Source organism: Arthrobacter sp. TJ-263, from assembly GCF_058269155.1.
The window spans coordinates 375066-391279 of record NZ_JBZCNE010000003.1 but is presented as its reverse complement, the minus strand read 5'-3'; the positions used below and the strand labels follow the sequence as shown (position 1 = coordinate 391279).

General features: G+C 70.7%; 16 protein-coding genes. All 16 read left to right on the top strand.

The window, feature by feature from the left end:
* The first annotated feature begins 5 nt into the window (after positions 1–5).
* The 16 genes from AC4D2F_RS16000 to dhaM all read left to right on the top strand — a co-directional run bounded on the left by AC4D2F_RS16000 (position 6) and on the right by dhaM (position 16164).
* Positions 6–497, top strand: coding sequence for a DUF3180 domain-containing protein (locus AC4D2F_RS16000; RefSeq protein ID WP_490911486.1), 492 nt, complete (start codon positions 6–8; stop codon positions 495–497).
* Positions 490–1005, top strand: a complete 516-nt coding sequence (locus tag AC4D2F_RS15995) for a PH domain-containing protein (protein ID WP_490911484.1) — start codon at positions 490–492, stop codon at positions 1003–1005. The genes AC4D2F_RS16000 and AC4D2F_RS15995 overlap by 8 nt, the downstream gene beginning before the upstream one ends.
* Complete coding sequence (locus AC4D2F_RS15990; protein WP_490911482.1) at positions 1002–2639, top strand: PH domain-containing protein; 1638 nt, start codon at positions 1002–1004, stop codon at positions 2637–2639. The genes AC4D2F_RS15995 and AC4D2F_RS15990 overlap by 4 nt, the downstream gene beginning before the upstream one ends.
* Positions 2626–3588 (top strand): Rossmann-like and DUF2520 domain-containing protein, encoded by a 963-nt coding sequence (locus tag AC4D2F_RS15985; protein ID WP_490911481.1) that lies wholly within the window; start codon positions 2626–2628, stop codon positions 3586–3588. Before AC4D2F_RS15990 ends, AC4D2F_RS15985 begins: the two co-directional genes overlap by 14 nt.
* A 61-nt stretch (positions 3589–3649) precedes the next feature.
* Complete coding sequence (panC, locus tag AC4D2F_RS15980; protein WP_490911480.1) at positions 3650–4576, top strand: pantoate--beta-alanine ligase; 927 nt, start codon at positions 3650–3652, stop codon at positions 4574–4576.
* 48 nt (positions 4577–4624) lie between these two features.
* Positions 4625–6127, top strand: a complete 1503-nt coding sequence (gene lysS / locus AC4D2F_RS15975; protein WP_490911479.1) for a lysine--tRNA ligase — start codon at positions 4625–4627, stop codon at positions 6125–6127.
* A 2-nt stretch (positions 6128–6129) separates the two neighbouring features.
* The gene (locus AC4D2F_RS15970; RefSeq protein WP_104167447.1) at positions 6130–6318 is read left to right on the top strand and encodes a hypothetical protein; all 189 of its coding nucleotides are present in this window, start codon (positions 6130–6132) and stop codon (positions 6316–6318) included.
* A 92-nt stretch (positions 6319–6410) separates the two neighbouring features.
* Positions 6411–6746, top strand: coding sequence for a histone-like nucleoid-structuring protein Lsr2 (locus AC4D2F_RS15965; RefSeq protein ID WP_490911478.1), 336 nt, complete (start codon positions 6411–6413; stop codon positions 6744–6746).
* 124 nt (positions 6747–6870) lie between these two features.
* On the top strand, positions 6871–9378 hold the full coding sequence (locus AC4D2F_RS15960) for an ATP-dependent Clp protease ATP-binding subunit (protein WP_490911476.1): 2508 nt from the start codon (positions 6871–6873) through the stop codon (positions 9376–9378).
* Positions 9379–9539: 161 nt separating this feature from the next.
* Complete coding sequence (locus tag AC4D2F_RS15955) at positions 9540–11558, top strand: S9 family peptidase (protein ID WP_490911475.1); 2019 nt, start codon at positions 9540–9542, stop codon at positions 11556–11558.
* Positions 11559–11753: 195 nt separating this feature from the next.
* Positions 11754–12641: a bacteriorhodopsin-like gene (locus tag AC4D2F_RS15950; RefSeq protein WP_490911473.1), complete on the top strand. Its 888-nt coding sequence runs from the start codon at positions 11754–11756 to the stop codon at positions 12639–12641.
* An 84-nt stretch (positions 12642–12725) separates the two neighbouring features.
* Positions 12726–13235, top strand: coding sequence for an amino-acid N-acetyltransferase (locus AC4D2F_RS15945; RefSeq protein ID WP_490911471.1), 510 nt, complete (start codon positions 12726–12728; stop codon positions 13233–13235).
* 129 nt (positions 13236–13364) lie between these two features.
* Positions 13365–13541 (top strand): CsbD family protein, encoded by a 177-nt coding sequence (locus AC4D2F_RS15940; protein WP_104121868.1) that lies wholly within the window; start codon positions 13365–13367, stop codon positions 13539–13541.
* Between the two features lie 213 nt (positions 13542–13754).
* Positions 13755–14756 carry a dihydroxyacetone kinase subunit DhaK gene (gene dhaK / locus AC4D2F_RS15935; protein ID WP_490911469.1) on the top strand — a complete coding sequence of 334 codons (1002 nt, stop codon included), beginning with the start codon at positions 13755–13757 and terminating at the stop codon, positions 14754–14756.
* 2 nt (positions 14757–14758) lie between these two features.
* The gene (gene dhaL, locus AC4D2F_RS15930; RefSeq protein ID WP_490911468.1) at positions 14759–15409 is read left to right on the top strand and encodes a dihydroxyacetone kinase subunit DhaL; all 651 of its coding nucleotides are present in this window, start codon (positions 14759–14761) and stop codon (positions 15407–15409) included.
* Positions 15406–16164: a dihydroxyacetone kinase phosphoryl donor subunit DhaM gene (dhaM, locus tag AC4D2F_RS15925; protein ID WP_490911466.1), complete on the top strand. Its 759-nt coding sequence runs from the start codon at positions 15406–15408 to the stop codon at positions 16162–16164. The genes dhaL and dhaM overlap by 4 nt, the downstream gene beginning before the upstream one ends.
* Positions 16165–16214: the final 50 nt, after the last annotated feature.

Genomic DNA, 16214 nt, shown 5'->3' with positions numbered 1-16214 from the left:
ACCCCGTGAGCACTCTTCGGTTCCGCTGGCTGGCCCTCGTGGGGCTGGCGGCCGGACTCGCCGGCTGGCTGGTCAACTGGTTCGCCACCCGCAACGGCTACGGCACGCCGGCCCTCCCGCTGACGTCCCTCGTCACCACGGCGGCGATCATCGCGATCACCCTGGTGTTCGGCCGGCGCGTGCTGCGCTGGCGCAGCGGCAAGCGTGACCGGCCGCTCGACCCGATCCTCGCCACCCGCACCCTCGTCCTCGCCCAGGCCTGCGCCTACGCCGGCGCCGTGAGCCTCGGCTGGCATGCGGGGATCTTCGTCGACCAGGTGGCGCTCCTGTCCGTCCGTTCCACCGTGGCGCCCCTCTGGGGGTCGGTGGCCCTCATGGCGGGCGGAATCGTGATGATTATGGTGGGATTGGTGGTCGAGGACTTCTGCAGGCTCCCGTCCGACGACGACGACGGCACAGGTGCACCGGGCGGGGAGAGCGAGGGGGAGTATGCGTAGGGAACCGATCGACCCGTCGGGGCTCGAGTGGTCCAGGGTGTCGCCGAAGTACCTGCGGGTCCGGGTGTTCGGCTGGCTCATCGGATCACTGGTGTGGTTCGTGCTGGCCTGCGTCCCGCTCGTCCTGCGCCTCACCGGCGTCTGGGAGACCTTCCCTCCCCTCTGGCTGGCCTGGGGGCTGCCCGCCGCCGTCCTCGTCGGCGCGGCGTGGCGGGGGCTGCTCCTTCCGCGCCAGGTGGCGGCCATCGGCTACGCCGAGCGCGACGACGACCTCCTCGTCCGCCAGGGCGTGATCTTCCAGCGCACCATGGTGGTGCCGTACGGCCGGATGCAGTACGTCGACGTCGCCGTCGGTCCCCTCGAGCGGGCCTTCGGGATCTGCACCCTCAAGCTCCATACCGCGTCTCCCGCCACGAACGCCGAGATCCCCGGGCTGCCGACGGACGAGGGCGCCAGGCTGCGCGAGCAGCTCTCGGCGCGCGGACAAGCCCGGCTGGCAGGGCTGTGACGCACCCGCAGCAACCGCCGCTCGAGCCGCGGCCCGCGGTGGGCGACACCGGCACGCAGGCCGACCCCGCCGAGCGGTGGCTGCGCGTGCACGTCATCTCGCCCCTCGTGCGCGGCTGGATCGCCCTCGTCGCCATCCTGTTCATCGTCGGCCGGGACTGGTTCGAGGGGCTGTTCGGCCCGGGGCCGCGCGGGCGCTCCCCGCTCCCCGAGGGGTTCGGGGTGCTCGCGGCCGTCGGGATCCTGCTCGGCGTCGTCGTCATCATCGCCGCCGCGTTCCTGCTGTCCTGGTACTGCACCCGTTACCAGGTCACGCGTGACCACGTCCGCGTGCACTCCGGCGTCGTCTTCCGTCAGCAGCGGCAGGCGAGGCTCGACAGGGTCCAGGCCATCGACATCGTGCAGCCCTTCCTCGCCCGCATCTTCGGACTCGCCGAACTCAAGTTCGAGGTGGCCGACGCCGGGGAGTCGGCGGTCCGGCTCGCCTTCCTGAAGCTCGACGACGCCCGCCGGCTGCGCGCCATGATCCTCGCCCGGGCCGCGGGGGTGGACCCCGATCCGGAGCATCCCGAGGAGATCGTCGAGGCGCCCGAGCGCGAGGTGGTGGTGGTCCCGGCCGGCCGGGTCGTCGGATCGGCGGTCCTGTCCGGGACGAGCATCGCCCTCGTGGTGGCGACCATCGTCATCGTCACCCTGGGCGTGGTGTTCAGGACCCCGATCGTCGCGACGTCCTTCATCCCGATCCTGATCGGCGTGGCCGGATCCTACTGGTCGGCCCTGAGCACGGGGTACAACTTCCGGGCGGCCACCTCCCCCGACGGCCTCCGGATCAGGTACGGACTGCTGGACACCCGCGCACAGACCGTGCCTCCCGGGCGCGTGCAGGCGCTGGGGATCGTGCAGTCGCCGCTGTGGCGGCTCAAGGGGTGGTACCGCGTGACCGCGAACGTGGCAGGGTACGGTGCGTCGGCGTCGAACGAGGGGCAGGCGCGCGCCACCCTCCTGCCCGTCGGCACGCGCGACGAGGTGCTGCAGATCCTCGCCCTCGTCCTGCCCGACCCCGGCACGGACCGGCCCGTCGAGCTCTTCGCCGCCGGGATGGCGGGCCGCGACGGCGGGGAGGGGTTCGTCACCACGCCCCGCCGCGCACGGTGGCTCGCGCCGCTGGCATGGCGGCGTACCGGGTTCGCCGTGACCGGGACCGCCCTGCTCCTGCGCTCCGGCGTCCTGTGGCGGCGGCTCGCCGTGGTCCCGCACGAGCGGACCCAGTCGCTGGCGATCGAGCAGGGCCCCGTAGACCGCCGCTTCCGCGTGGCACAGCTGATCCTGCATACGACGCCCGGACCGGTCAGCCCGCGCGTGAGCCTCGCGGACGCCCCGACGGCGTGGGCGCTGTTCCACGGCCAGGCGGCGCGTGCCGCCGAGGCGCGGCGCCGCAGCGGCCCCGAACAGTGGATGCGGCCCGACGCCGTCGAGCCGGCCGCGGTGCCGCTCACGGAGGACGGATCTGCCGTCGACGGCGCCCCGCAGCAGCCCGGTCAGGCGCCCGTGGCTCCCCGGCAGGTGATGCCCGTCGCTCCGCGCTACACGCCGGTGTCCCGGGACCCCGAGGAGGTTCCCGATGGTCGGCGCTGACGCATCACGGCGCCCGGGGCGGCTCGGCGTCGGCATCGTGGGCGCGGGCAGGGTCGGCTCCGTGCTGGGTGCCGCCCTGCGCTCGGCCGGTCACGCCGTCGTCGGGGTCTCCGCCGTCTCCGAGGCGAGCCGCGAGCGGGCCGAGAACCTCCTGCCCGGGGTACCGGTGCTCGAGATCCCGGACATCATCGAGCGGGCCGAGCTCGTGCTGCTCGCGGTGCCCGACGACGCCCTGCCGGAGCTGGTCGAGGGACTCGCCAGGCTCGGCGCCTGGCAGGCCGGGCAGCTCGTGGTCCACACCTCCGGGCGCTACGGCACCTCCGTGCTGGGCCCGGCCCGCGCGGCCGGTGCCATCCCGCTGGCGATCCACCCGGCGATGACCTTCACCGGGCTGTCGCTCGATCTCGGGCGCCTCCCGGACAGCATGTTCGGCGTCACGGCCCCGTCCGCCGTGCTGCCGATCGCCCAGGCGCTCGTCGTCGAGATGGGTGCCGAGCCGGTGGTCATCGAGGAGGAGTCGCGTGCGCTGTACCACGCGGCCCTGGCCCACGCCTCGAACCACCTCGTCACGATCGCCGCCCAGTCCGCGCAGCTCCTCGCGGACCTCGGCGTCCAGCAGCCGGACCGCCTGCTCGGCCCGCTCATGAAGGCCTCCCTCGAGAACGCGCTGTCCTCGGGTGAGGGCGCCCTCACGGGCCCGGTGGCGCGCGGCGACGCGGGGACGGTCCGGGCCCACCGGGCGGCGCTCGAGGCGCACGACGCGGCGGACACCCGCCAGGCCTACCTCGGCATGGCGCGTGCCACGGCCCTGCGCGCCCTCGAACGGGGAGTCCTCTCGCCCGCCCGGGGCGAGGCGATCCTCGCGATCCTCGCGGACGGCCCCGGCGAGGACGGACCGTCCTCACCCGACGCTCCCGGCCCCGACGCTCCCGACGGCCGTCCTTCCTGACTCCTCCCGCACCGGCGGACCGCAACCGTGCGTCGGCCCCCCACCTCCCGAAGGACCCCCCGTGATCCCGACCGGCCTCGACAGCCCGTCCCTCCCCCTCCTGGTCTCCACTCCCGCGGATCTCCGTGCGGCCACGGCCACCCTGTTGGACGCCGCCCGGTCCCGGGCGGCGGACGGCCGGCCCTCGCTCGGTCTCGTCCCCACCATGGGGGGCCTGCACGCCGGCCACGCCGCGCTCGCCCGCGCCGCGCGGACGGCCGACGACGTCGTCGTCGTGTCCGTCTTCGTGAATCCCCTGCAGTTCGGCGACCGGGCCGACCTCGAGCGCTATCCGCGCACGCTCGACGAGGACCTGCGGCTGCTCGGGGCCCAGGGTGCCGACCTCGTGTTCGCCCCGGCCGTCGAGGACATGTACCCGGGCGGGGAGCCGCTGGTCCGGGTGAGTGCGGGCCCGACGGGCGAGGTCTTCGAGGGGGCCGCGCGGCCGGGCCACTTCGACGGCATGCTGACGGTCGTCGCGAAGCTGCTCAACCTGGCGCAGCCCGCCACCCGCGCCCGGTACCGGGCGTACTTCGGCGAGAAGGACGCCCAGCAGCTGGCCCTCATCCGCCGCATGGTCCTCGACCTCAACCTGCCGGTGCACATCGAGGGCGTGCCGATCGTGCGCGACGCCGACGGCCTGGCGCTGTCGAGCCGCAACCGGTTCCTGACCGACGACGAGCGCTCCGCCGCCCTCGTCCTGTCCCGGACGCTGGCCGCGCTGCGCGAACGGGCAGCGCGCGGGGAACCGCTCGACCTCGCCGCCGCCCGCGCACGGATCACCGCCGAGGAGGGCGTGGACCTGGACTACCTCGACGTCGTCGACCCCGCCTCGTTCGTCCCGAGGGCGGACCCCGGCCCGGAGCCGCACACGGCCCTCGCCGTCGTCGCCGCCCGGGTGGGCGCCGTCCGGCTGATCGACAACATGGCCCTGCCGGCCCCGCGCTGACCCGCCCCGGCACCGGACGCCCGGACGGGAGCCGTAAACTTGTCTACCGTGACCCACGACGACACCCTCCCCGCGGACGACCTCAACGAGCAGATGCGCTTCCGGCTGCAGAAGCGTGCAGCCCTGCTCGACGCCGGCACGCAGCCCTACCCGGTCCGGCCGGAGCGCACGCATTCCCTGGGGGAGGTCCGGGAGCAGTTCGCCGGACTCGACACGGGGGAGTCGAGCGGGAAGCACGCCGCCGTCGTCGGCCGCGTGGTGTTCATCCGGAACTCGGGCAAGCTGTGCTTCGCGACCCTCCAGGAGGGCGACGGCACGCGACTCCAGGTCATGCTGAGCCTCGCCGAGATCGGCGCCGACAGCCTCGCCGAGTGGAAGGCCCTCGTGGACCTCGGCGACCACGTGCAGGTGCACGGCGAGGTCATCAGCTCCCGCCGCGGTGAACTGTCCGTCATGGCCGATTCGTGGACCATGGCCTCGAAGGCCCTCCGCCCGTTGCCCACGCTGCACGCCGGCGTCAACGAGGAGACGCGCGTGCGTCAGCGCTACGTGGACCTCATGGTGCGCGAGGAAGCCCGCCAGATGGTGCGCACGCGTGCCGCCATCACGCGGACCGTCCGGGAGACCCTCCACCGCCACGACTACATCGAGGTGGAGACGCCCGTCCTCCAGCTCGTCCACGGCGGCGCCACGGCCCGCCCCTTCGACACACACCTCAACGCGTTCGACCAGAAGATGACGCTGCGGATCGCCCTCGAGCTGTACCTGAAGCGCGCGGTCGTCGGCGGCATCGACCGCGTCTACGAGATCGGACGCATCTTCCGCAACGAGGGCGTGGACTCCACGCACAGCCCGGAATTCACCATGCTCGAATGCTACGAGGCCTACGCGGACCAGTTCGTCATGGCGGACCGCATGAAGGAGATCGTCCTCGCCTGCGCCGACCTGCTCGGGTCGCGCACCATCGAGACGGCGAAGGGCACGATCGACCTGGACGGTGAGTGGGCCTGGCTCGGCGTCTACCCGGGCCTGTCCTCGGCCGTGGGCCGGGAACTCACGCCGGACACCCCGGTGGAGGACCTGCGCGCGATCGCCGAGCGGCACGAGGTCTCCCTCGACCCGGCGTGGGGCGCCGAGAAGGTGGTGCTCGAGCTGTTCTCGGAGATCGTGGAGCCCACCCTCATCCAGCCCACCTTCGTCTACGACTACCCGCCGTCGGCCCAGCCGCTCGCCCGCACCCACCGCGACGACCCGCGGCTGATCGAGGCGTGGGACCTGATCATCGGCGGGATGGAACGCGGAACGGCCTTCTCCGAGCTCATCGACCCGGTCGTCCAGCGGGAACGGCTCACGGAGCAGTCCCGTCAGGCCGCGGCCGGCGACGACGAGGCCATGCAGCTCGACGAGGACTTCCTCCGGGCGCTCGAATACGGCGCCCCGCCCATGGGCGGCATCGGACTCGGAATCGACCGGCTCGTGATGCTTTTCACGAACGTCGGAATTCGCGAGTCGATCCTCTTCCCCATTCTCAAGCCGGAAGGCGGCCACTAGTCATGGAATATGTGGCGGTCCTCCTGCCCTCGGCCTGCTTGGCAGTACTTTTCTACTTCGTGATCAAGGCCATATTCAACGCCGACCGCGCCGAACGCGAGGCCATGGCGCGCGCGGAGGAATTGCAGGACGCCGAGGACGCGCGGAACCGGGAGACGGCAGCAGAGGAAAAAGGCGAACAGGAAAGCTGATCCACATAGGAATGCTATTTTTTGACCTCGATCTGACGGTGCAGCATAATTGTTTATGAGACATTCACATCGAGGAATTCCAGGAGATCACCGTGGCGCAGAAGGTAAAGATTATTCTCATCGATGACATCGACGGCGGAGAAGCCGACGAAACCGTGCGGTTCGGGCTCGACGGCGTGGCGTACGAGATCGACCTCTCCGAGGCGCATGCCTCGGAACTGAGGTCGGCATTGTCCGACTACGTCGGTGCTGCCCGCCGCGGGAGCCAGTCCAAGCAGCGCTCGAGCACCCCGGGCGCGTCGTCGTCCTCCCGCAACCAGGAGGCCGCCCGGATCCGTGAGTGGGCGAAGGAGAACGGCTACAACGTCTCCGCCCGCGGCCGTGTGAACGGCGAGATCGTCGAGGCGTACCGGGCGGCCCAGCACTGACCCACCCCCAGGAGGCGCCGGAGCGGTGGCCCTCCGGCGTTATCTCGCCTGTGGCGAACACGCACCCAAAGCACACCCCTTACCCGTAGCATCGAATTACGCGTTAGCTAGGAGTGTGTGTCTGATGTTTGAGAGATTTACAGATCGTGCCCGTCGTGTTGTTGTGCTGGCCCAGGAAGAGGCCCGCATGCTCAACCACAATTACATCGGCACCGAGCACATCCTGCTTGGCCTGATCCACGAGGGTGAGGGTGTCGCCGCCAAGGCGCTGGAGTCGCTCAGCATCTCGCTGGGCGCCGTGCGGGAGCAGGTCCAGGAGATCATCGGCCAGGGCCAGCAGGCCCCGTCCGGTCACATCCCCTTCACCCCCCGTGCCAAGAAGGTCCTGGAGCTCTCCCTGCGGGAGGCCCTCCAGCTCGGCCACAACTACATCGGCACCGAGCACATCCTGCTCGGTCTCATCCGCGAGGGTGAGGGTGTCGCCGCACAGGTCCTCGTCAAGCTCGGGGCGGACCTGAACCGTGTCCGTCAGCAGGTCATCCAGCTGCTGTCCGGATACCAGGGCAAGGAACCCGCAGCGGCGGGCGGCCCCCAGCAGGAGGGAACCCCTGCCGGATCGGTGGTGCTGGACCAGTTCGGCCGAAACCTGACCCAGGCGGCCCGCGAATCCAAACTCGACCCCGTGATCGGGCGCGAGCAGGAGATGGAACGCGTCATGCAGGTCCTCTCCCGCCGCACCAAGAACAACCCCGTCCTGATCGGCGAGCCGGGTGTCGGCAAGACCGCCGTCGTCGAAGGCCTCGCCCAGGCGATCGTGCGCGGCGACGTCCCGGAGACCATCAAGGACAAGCAGCTGTACACGCTCGACCTCGGGTCCCTCGTGGCCGGGTCGCGGTACCGCGGTGACTTCGAGGAGCGCCTGAAGAAGGTCCTCAAGGAGATCCGCACCCGCGGCGACATCATCCTGTTCATCGACGAGATCCACACCCTCGTCGGGGCAGGGGCGGCGGAGGGCGCCATCGACGCCGCATCGATCCTGAAGCCCATGCTCGCGCGTGGGGAGCTCCAGACGATCGGCGCGACCACCCTCGACGAGTACCGCAAGCACATCGAGAAGGACGCCGCACTCGAGCGCCGCTTCCAGCCCATCCAGGTCGCCGAGCCCTCCGTGGCGCACGCGATCGAGATCCTCAAGGGCCTCCGCGACCGCTACGAGGCGCACCACCGTGTCTCGATCACCGACGGCGCGCTGACCAGCGCGGCGACGCTGGCCGAGCGCTACATCTCGGACCGTTTCCTGCCGGACAAGGCGATCGACCTCATCGACGAGGCGGGGGCGCGCCTGCGCATCCGCCGGATGACCGCGCCGCCCGAGCTCAAGGAGATCGACGAGCGCATCGCGAACGTCAAGCGGGAGAAGGAATCGGCCATCGATTCCCAGGACTTCGAGGGCGCTGCGGCGCTGCGCGACAGGGAGCAGAAGCTCCACGACGAGCGCAGCGACAAGGAGCGTCGCTGGAAGTCCGGCGGACTGGACGACATCGCCGAGGTGGACGAGGAACTCATCGCCGAGGTGCTCGCCAACTCCACCGGCATCCCCGTGTTCAAGCTGACCGAGGCCGAATCCTCGCGACTGCTGAACATGGAGGCCGAGCTGCACAAGCGGGTCATCGGGCAGAACGAGGCCATCAAGGCCATCTCCCAGGCCATCCGCCGCACGCGGGCCGGTCTGAAGGACCCGAAGCGTCCGGGCGGTTCCTTCATCTTCGCCGGTCCCACCGGTGTGGGTAAGACGGAGCTCGCCAAGGCGCTCGCCGAGTTCCTCTTCGGCGAGGAGGACGCCCTCATCACGCTGGACATGTCCGAGTACTCCGAGAAGCACACCGTCTCCCGCCTCTTCGGTGCCCCTCCGGGCTACGTGGGCTACGAGGAGGGCGGCCAGCTGACCGAGAAGGTCCGCCGGAAGCCGTTCTCCGTGGTGCTCTTCGACGAGGTGGAGAAGGCGCACGCCGACCTCTTCAACTCGCTCCTCCAGATCCTCGAGGACGGCCGCCTGACGGACAGTCAGGGCCGCATGGTGGACTTCAAGAACACGGTGATCATCATGACCACCAACCTCGGTACGCGGGACATCTCGAAGGGCGTCATGACGGGCTTCCAGTCCGGCACCGACACCAGCACGAGCTACAACCGGATGAAGGCGAAGGTCACGGAGGAGCTCAAGCAGCACTTCCGTCCGGAGTTCCTCAACCGGGTCGACGACACCGTGGTGTTCCCGCAGCTCACCCAGGACGAGATCGTCCAGATCGTCGACCTGTTCCTCGAGCGCCTGAGCGGCCGTATGGCCGACAAGGGCATGACGATCGAACTCACCCCCGCGGCGAAGGTGCTCCTCGCCACCCGCGGCTACGACCCCGCGATGGGTGCCCGGCCGCTGCGCCGCACCATCCAGCGCGAGATCGAGGACCAGCTCTCCGAGAAGATCCTCTTCGGTGAGATCAAGTCGGGCGAGCGGATCGACATCGACGTGGAGGGCGAGGGTGCGGATGCACGCTTCACCTTCATCGGGCACGGCGCTCCCAAGGAGATCGAGGACGCACCGGCAGCCCTCGAGGCGACCGTCCCCGAGTAGGACCGGCGCCCCGACGCCAGCATCCGAACCCGCCCTGGTCCGCCAGGGCGGGTTCGCTGCGTCTCGGGGCCCTTCCACCTGGGATGAGTGCCCTTAGCAACGGAATTCGTCCCTGAGTGAACGCCTGTGACCGCGACCACAGGCGGTGGTAGAGATGGATCATGACCACCCCCTTCTCGTCACTCGACGACTTCGTCGCCCTGCCCCGCCTGAGCGGGCTCGTCCTCAACCGGGAGGGCACGCGGCTCGTGACCTCCGTGGCGACCCTCGACCCCAAGAAGACCGCCTACCAGACGGCGCTCTGGGAGGTCGATCCCACCGGGGAGCAGCCTGCACGGCGGCTCACCCGCAGTTCCGCCGGAGAATCCGGGGCGGCGTTCCTCGCCGGCGGTGACCTCCTGTTCACCTCGTCGCGGCCGGACCCGGACGACGCCGACGGCGAGGAGCGCCCGGCCCTGTGGCGCCTTCCGGCCACGGGCGGCGAGGCGTCGCTGGTGCTGACCCGTGCGGGCGGGGTGGCAGGGGTGGCGACGGCGGAGGCCGCCGACGTCGTCGTCCTGACGGGCAGTGCGCTCGCGGGATCGGCGAACGAGGAGGACGACGCCGCGCGCCGGAAGTCCCGCAAGGAGGCGGGCGTCGCCGCCATCCTGCATTCCGGGTACCCCGTCCGCTACTGGGACGCCGACCTCGGACCCGACGAGCCCCGCTACTTCGGGCTGAAGGACCTCGACGGCGAGGGATCGCCCGACGACCTCGTCCCGTCCGCGCGCGGCGGTCTCAGGGACGCCCATCCCGTCCTGAACCCCGACGGGACCGCCCTGTTCTCCTCCCTCACCCTGCCCGAGGAGCGTGGATCCCAGCGCTCCGTGCTCGTCCGCGTGGAGCTGGCCACGAAGGAACTGAGCGTCCTGCTCGACGACCGCGACAACGACTACACGCCGGGGCCCGTCAGCCCCGACGGACGCTTCCTCGTGGTCGTCAGGGACCGCCGCACCACCGCGGATGTCGCGCCCCGGACCACGCTGCTGCTGCTCCCGCTGGACGGCGGGGAGCCCACCGCGCTGGCGGAGGACTGGGACCGCTGGCCGTCCCCCGCGGGCTGGCTGCCCGACGGTTCGGCCGTCGTCGTCACGGCCGACGACGACGGCGGTGCGCCGGTCTTCATCATCGACGTCGCCTCCGGCGCGGTGCGCCGGGTGACGGAGGACGCCGCCGCCTACACGGACGTCCGCGTGTCCCCGGACGGTGCCACGGCCTATGCCCTGCGCAGCTCCTACCTGTTCCCGGCGGAAGCGGTCCGCATCGACTTCGCGACCGGCCGCACGGAGCGCCTGAACAACCCGGCGGAGCGCCCCGAGCTGCCCGGCTCGCTGGAGCGGATCGAGTCCGTGGGCGAGGACGGCCAGCCCGTCAGGTCCTGGCTGGTGCTTCCGGACGGAGCCTCCGCCGACCGTCCCGCGCCGGCCCTGCTGTGGATCCACGGCGGGCCGATCGGCTCGTGGAACGCCTGGACCTGGCGCTGGTCGCCCTGGATCATGGCGGCCCGCGGCTACGCCGTCCTGCTGCCCGATCCCGCGCTTTCCACGGGGTACGGCCAGCACATGGTGGACCGGGGGTGGGGGCAGTGGGGCCGTGCTCCCTACACGGACCTGATGGCCGCCACGGACACCCTCGTGGCGCGCGACGACATCGACGAGACACGGGTCGCCGCGATGGGCGGCAGCTTCGGCGGCTACATGGCGAACTGGGTGGCGGGTCACACCGACCGGTTCGCGGCGATCGTCACGCATGCGAGCCTCTGGGCCCTCGACCAGTTCGGTCCCACCACGGATGCCGCCTTCTACTGGGAGCGGGAGATGACGCCGGAGGCCAGGGAGGAGAACTCCCCGCACCACCACGTGGGGAACATCGGCACGCCGATGCTGGTCATCCACGGGGACAAGGACTACCGCGTCCCCATCGGCGAGGGCCTCCGGCTCTGGTACGAGCTGCTGTCCAAGTCGAAGCTGGCGGCCGGCGAGGGCGGCGAGACGCCCCATCGATTCCTCTACTTCCCCGACGAGAACCACTGGATCCTCAAACCCCAGCACGCCAGGATCTGGTACGGGGTCGTCGAGTCGTTCCTCGCCACCCATCTCCTGGGCGAGGAGCGCGACCTGCCGCCGGAACTCGGACTGTAGGAGCCGCGCGGTCGGGGAGGAGCCCGGGCTCTCCCCGACCCGCGGCCGGGGTCGTGGAATCGTGACGCGCTGCCTCTGGACAAGTTTTCTACAGAGCGTAGAATTCTTGCACGCCCGGAGGGGAACAGGCCATCGTCCTGACGCCACCGGCGTGCAGGGTTCGATGCCACTGATTCCGTCCGAAGGAGCATGTCCATGATTCCTGACGCCCTGACGCAGGGCCAATACGATACGGTCTACAACTTCCTGTCGCTCGTCATCGCAGCACAGTTGTTCACCGCACTCTTCCTGGTACTCGCGCTCCAGCGGGTGCTTCCCCGGTACCGGCAGGCGCTGATCATCGCAGCGGTGGTCTGCGGTATCGCGGCCTACCACTACTTCCGTATCTTCGACTCGTTCAGGGAGGCCTTCGTCACCGAGGCCGTCGGTGGCCGTGGGACCTATTCCCAGGCGGCGGGATCCTCGTTCAACGAGGGGTACCGCTACGTCGACTGGCTGCTGACGGTGCCGCTCCTGCTCGTGGAACTCATCGCCGTGCTCGCCCTGGCCCGCGCGGTGCAGGCACGGCTGCTGCGGCAGCTCATCCCCGCGGCGACCCTGATGATCCTCCTCGGGTACCCCGGGGAGATCAGTTCGACCGACGGCGCCCGCGTGCTGTGGGGTGTGCTGTCGACCATCCCGTTCCTGTTCATCCTGTACGTGCTGTTCGTCGAGCTGACGAAGTCCCTCGACCGGCAGCCCCCGGGTGTGAAGTCCCTGATCAGCCGGCTGCGGATGCTGCTCCTGGTCAGCTGGCTGGTCTACCCGGTGGCCTACGCCCTGCCCCTGCTGGGGATCGCCGGCGCGGACGCCTGGGTCCTCAAGCAGGGCGGCTACTCCCTCGCCGACATCGCTGCGAAGGCGGTCTACGGACTCATCATCTACCGGCTCGCGAAGCTGAAGTCCTACGCGGACGATCCCGTCTTCGGCGCGATCGAAGGAGGAGACGACGGAGAGGGGGACGACGGCGTACGGCCAGGGCGCCGCAGCGCTGCAGCAGAATCGGCGCAGGGTCCGCGCCGCAATGCGGAGGAGGCAGCCTGACCGCAGCATCCATCGGCTCGACGGCTCGACCGGGAGTTCCCGGTCGGGTCTGCCGCGTGACGGTCGCTCAGTAGAATGGGGTCGATGACCGCGTCCTTCACCATCCGCCCCGCCCGCACCTCGGACGTCCCCGCCATCAAGGCGCTCGTCGAGCCGCTCGCCGAGGAGCGCATCCTGATGGCGAAGGAGACGGTGGCGTACTACGAAGGTCTGCCCGAATTCCGGATCGCGGAATCCGACGACGGCGAGGTGCTCGGGTGCGGCGCGCTGCACATCATGTGGGAGGACCTGGCGGAGGTGCGCACGCTGGCGACCTCGCCCGCCGCCCGCGGCCGCGGCGTGGGGCACGCCCTGGTGGAGCAGCTGCTGGAGGAGGCCCGGGCTTTCGGCGTCGGCCGGGTCTTCTGCCTGACGTTCGAGGTCGGTTTCTTCCGTCGCCACGGGTTCGAGGTCATGGCCGACCAGTCCGCCGTGGACCCCCGCGTCTACTCCGAACTCCTCAGGTCGCACGACGAGGGCGTCGCCGAGTTCCTCGACCTCGCACGGGTCAAGCCGAACACCCTCGGCAACACCCGCATGATCCGGGAGCTGTGACCCGCCGGGCGCTGCGCTGGCCCTCCACCCGGGCTCAAGGATATGGTAAGACTGCTTAGCGTTCCTCAGGGGATGCCGGCAGGCCACCGGAACCGGTGGCCGTACACCGAGTTGAAGGAGGTCCGAATCATGGGACTGGATGACAAGATCGGGAACAAGGGCCAGGATCTCGGCGGCAAGGTCAAGGAAGGCCTGGGCAAGGCCACCGGCAACGAGAACATGGAAGCCGAAGGCCACAAGGACCAGGCCAGCTCGAGCCTCAAGGATGCCGGCGAGAACGTCAAGGACGCGTTCAAGCGCGACTGATGCATCACGGTCCGCCCCCACGGGGCGGACCGGCCACCTGAGGGAGGGCGCCCGTCCGGGCCCCTCCCTCAGCTGTGTGACGGGCCCGGACGGGCCATACGGGCCTATAGGCAGGGGCCCCGGACGGGCGGTAACGTTCACAGTGGCCAGGGTGGTCCATGTGAGGCGGGCTGCAGGCTGTCAAATGTCCGTTCGCAGTCAAGGAGCAGCGCCATGAAGAAGCTCATCAATGACCCCAAGGCCGTGGTCAACGAGTCGGTCGAAGGATTCGGCATCGCGCACGCCGACCTCGTGACCGTCCACCCCGAGCCCCTGTTCATCACCCGCAAGGATGCCCCCGTCCAGGGCAAGGTCGGCCTCGTCTCCGGGGGTGGCAGCGGCCACGAACCGCTCCACGCGGGATTCGTGGGCCGCGGGATGCTCGACGCCGCCGTCCCGGGTGCCGTCTTCACCTCTCCCACACCGGACCAGATCATCCCGGCGACCACGGCGGTCGACGGCGGTGCGGGCGTCCTGCACATCGTCAAGAACTACACCGGGGACGTCCTGAACTTCGAGACCGCGGCCGAGATGGCCGAAGCGGAGGGCGTCACCGTGCGGTCCGTCCTCGTGAACGACGACGTCGCCGTCGAGGATTCGCTGTACACGGCGGGCCGGCGCGGCGTCGGAGGGACGGTCCTCGTGGAGCGGATCGCCGGTGCGGCCGCGGAGCGCGGAGACGATCTCGATGGCGTGACCGCGGTGGCGCAGCGCGTCGTCGACAACGTCCGTTCCATGGGTGTGGCCCTCGCGGCCTGCACCGTGCCGCACGCCGGCGTGCCGAGCTTCGACCTCTCCGACGAGGAGATCGAGATCGGGATCGGCATCCACGGGGAGCCGGGGCGGCACAAGATCGCCATGGAGAACGCCGACGGCATCACGCAGCGGCTCCTGGATCCCATCGTCGCGGACCTGTCGCTCGCGTCCGGGGACCGCACGATCGTGATGGTGAACGGCATGGGCGGGACACCCGCCAGCGAGCTGTACATAGTGTTCCGGAAGGTCGCGCAGCTGCTCGAAGGGCTCGGCGTGACCATCGACCGCTCCCTGGTCGGCAACTACATCACGGCGCTCGAGATGCAGGGGGCGTCCCTGACCATCCTGCGGGCCGACGACGAGATGCTCGAACTCTGGGACGCACCCGTCCATACTGCCGCACTGCGCTGGGGGGCGTGAGGATGACCAAGCGCCTGGACCCCCGGTGGGCCGTCCTGTGGATCCATGAGGCCGCGCGCGTCGTCGCCGAGAACCGCACACTCCTGATCGAACTCGACAGGGCCATCGGTGACGCCGACCACGGGGAGAACATGGACCGGGGATTCAGCGCCGTCGTTGCCAAGCTCGATGCGGGGGAGGTTCCCGGCACGCCGGCGGCGGTGCTCAAGCAGGTCGCCATGACGCTGATGTCCACTGTCGGCGGAGCCGCCGGGCCCCTGTACGGGACGGCGTTCCTGCGAGCCGCGACCTCCCTGGGTGACGCCGAGGAGATCGACGCCGCGGCGGCCGCCGCGATGATCCTGGCCGCACGCGACGGCATCGTCGCGCGCGGGAAGGCGGAGGTCGGGGACAAGACCATGGTGGACGCCTGGACCCCCGCCGCCGATGCGGCCCGGACCGCGGCCGAGGGAGGGGCGGGTGCGTCCGACGTCCTGGCGGCGGCGGCTGCGGCTGCACACGCCGGAGCCATCGCGACCGAACCGCTGATCGCCCGGAAGGGCAGGGCCAGCTACCTCGGCGAACGCAGTGCGGGGCATCGGGACCCCGGAGCGGTCTCGACGGCCCTCATCCTGCAGGTCGCTGCGAAGACGGCCGGAGGGCAGACCGCATGAGCGTAGGCCTCGTCATCGTGTCGCACAGCGAGAAGATCGCGGAGGGGGTCGTCGACCTCGCGGCGCAGATGGCGCCCGACGTCGTCCTCGCGGCCGCGGGGGGCACGGGCGACGGCGCCGGTCCGGCGCGGATCGGCACGAGTTTCGACCGGGTGCAGGCCGCGATCGAGCAGGCGGACGGCGGTGACGGCGTCGTCATCCTCACCGATCTCGGGTCCGCCGTCATGACGGCCGAGATGGTGCTCGAGTTCCTCGACCCCGCGGCGCGGGAGAAGGTCCGTCTCGCACACGCGGCCCTCGTGGAGGGGGCCGTCGCCGCCGCGGTGCAGGCGCAGGGCGGATCCACGGTGGACGACGTGCTGCGGGCAGCCGAGGGCGCGGTCGTCTCCATCCGGCCGGAGGAGTTCGAGCCTTTCGTGTCCCATGCCGCGGCGGCGCCCGGGGCCGGGTCGTCCGCCCCGCCGCCGTCGGACGGTCCGCCACCGGAGGGGGAGCGGACGGCCCGCGGCTCGTGGACGCTGCCGAACCAGATGGGCCTGCATGCCCGCCCGGCGGCCACGCTCGCCACCGGGCTCACGGACCTCGACGCGGAGATCACCGTGAACGGTGTCGACGGCAAGTCGGTGATGCTCCTGATGAGCCTCGGGCTCGGCCAGGGCCGGACGGTCTCGGTCGAGGCCGTCGGCCCCGACGCGCAGGCAGCGGTGGACTTCGTGGGACGGGAGGTCGAGGCGGGCTTCGGCGAGCCGACCTGAGGCAGTTGCCTGCACCTCCGGCCCGTCCCGCGGGTCCCGGTGCCGGCCTG

What these genes read in the sequence shown, in the direction of transcription:
- AC4D2F_RS15995 (WP_490911484.1), top strand. Translation starts at nt 490, where the DNA reads ATGCGTAGGGAACCGATCGACCCGTCGGGGCTCGAGTGGTCCAGGGTG.
- AC4D2F_RS15985 (WP_490911481.1), top strand. Translation starts at nt 2,626, where the DNA reads ATGGTCGGCGCTGACGCATCACGGCGCCCGGGGCGGCTCGGCGTCGGC.
- AC4D2F_RS15970 (WP_104167447.1), top strand. Translation starts at nt 6,130, where the DNA reads ATGGAATATGTGGCGGTCCTCCTGCCCTCGGCCTGCTTGGCAGTACTT.
- AC4D2F_RS15960 (WP_490911476.1), top strand. Translation starts at nt 6,871, where the DNA reads ATGTTTGAGAGATTTACAGATCGTGCCCGTCGTGTTGTTGTGCTGGCC.
- AC4D2F_RS15955 (WP_490911475.1), top strand. Translation starts at nt 9,540, where the DNA reads ATGACCACCCCCTTCTCGTCACTCGACGACTTCGTCGCCCTGCCCCGC.
- AC4D2F_RS15950 (WP_490911473.1), top strand. Translation starts at nt 11,754, where the DNA reads ATGATTCCTGACGCCCTGACGCAGGGCCAATACGATACGGTCTACAAC.
- AC4D2F_RS15945 (WP_490911471.1), top strand. Translation starts at nt 12,726, where the DNA reads ATGACCGCGTCCTTCACCATCCGCCCCGCCCGCACCTCGGACGTCCCC.
- AC4D2F_RS15940 (WP_104121868.1), top strand. Translation starts at nt 13,365, where the DNA reads ATGGGACTGGATGACAAGATCGGGAACAAGGGCCAGGATCTCGGCGGC.
- dhaK (WP_490911469.1), top strand. Translation starts at nt 13,755, where the DNA reads ATGAAGAAGCTCATCAATGACCCCAAGGCCGTGGTCAACGAGTCGGTC.
- dhaL (WP_490911468.1), top strand. Translation starts at nt 14,759, where the DNA reads ATGACCAAGCGCCTGGACCCCCGGTGGGCCGTCCTGTGGATCCATGAG.
- dhaM (WP_490911466.1), top strand. Translation starts at nt 15,406, where the DNA reads ATGAGCGTAGGCCTCGTCATCGTGTCGCACAGCGAGAAGATCGCGGAG.